The 957-nt window shown below is 69.7% G+C and carries 1 pseudogene; it reads left to right on the forward strand.

Features of this window, described 5'->3' with window-relative positions:
* Positions 1 to 482: pseudogene (locus tag G6O68_RS31895) on the forward strand (IS630 family transposase); the annotation flags it as partial.
* Between the last annotated feature and the right edge of the window lie 475 nt (positions 483 to 957).

A 957-nucleotide genomic window follows, 5' to 3' on the forward strand; every position in this document is an offset into this window, starting at 1 on the left:
CGTGGCCGAGGCCCGCCGACGCTGGCGCGAGGCGATGCCAGGGCTGGACCCGGCCCGCCTGGTCTTCATCGACGAGACCTGGGCGAGCACGAACATGACGCGCCCTCGCGGCCGGGCCCCCGGCGGCGTGCGGCTGGTCATGGCCGTGCCGCACGGCCACTGGAAGACGACCACCTTCGTGGCCGGCCTGCGGGCCGACGGCGTCGTCGCACCCGTCGTGGTCCACGGGGCGATCGACGGCGAGCTGTTCGCCGCCTACGTCCGCCAGCAGTTCGTCCCGGCCCTGCGGCCCGGCGACGTCGTGGTGATGGACGACCTCGCCTGCCACGAGCGGGCCGGCGTCCGCGAGGCGATCGAGGAGGCCGGATGCCGCCTCCTGCACCTGCCGCCGTACAGCCCCGACCTGAACGCGATCGAGCGGGCCTTCTCGAAGCTCAAGTCCCTGCTCCGCTCGGCCAAGGCCCGGACGATCGACGGGCTGATCGAGGCGATGGGAGACGCCCTGTGGGCAGTACGCCCCGGCGACGTCATGGGCTGGTTCCGCCATAGCGGATATCAGCATCATCGATCAAGCGATACACTCGACAAGAAACCGCTCTAGTCACTCCTGCGGCAGCAACTCGCACCGGCGGCTCAGGCGACCCAGCTGGAGCTTTGCGTTTCGACGTCCCTCATTGGGGCCACCCGCGAAGGATTTCCGTCGCAACAACTTACGACGCTCCCGCCTGACCGGACGACCTCGCAATATGAAGCGGTCCTCGAACTTCGCGAAGGGGTTGAGAGGCCGGTACGGCGGCCGAGGCGGGTACGGGACGAGACTTCCCGAGACTTCGGGTGAGGACGTCGGCGGGCGGTAGCGGAGGAATCGAGCGGATCGGGCCGACGGCTCGCCGTGCAGGGGTATAGAGCGGGCTGCATCCGAGAAGGGACTTCGCCCCGCGTGAGCGTGTGAGGGCG

Origin of the sequence: Paludisphaera soli (assembly GCF_011064595.1) — a bacterium.
GTDB classification, from domain to species: Bacteria; Planctomycetota; Planctomycetia; order Isosphaerales; family Isosphaeraceae; genus Paludisphaera; species Paludisphaera soli.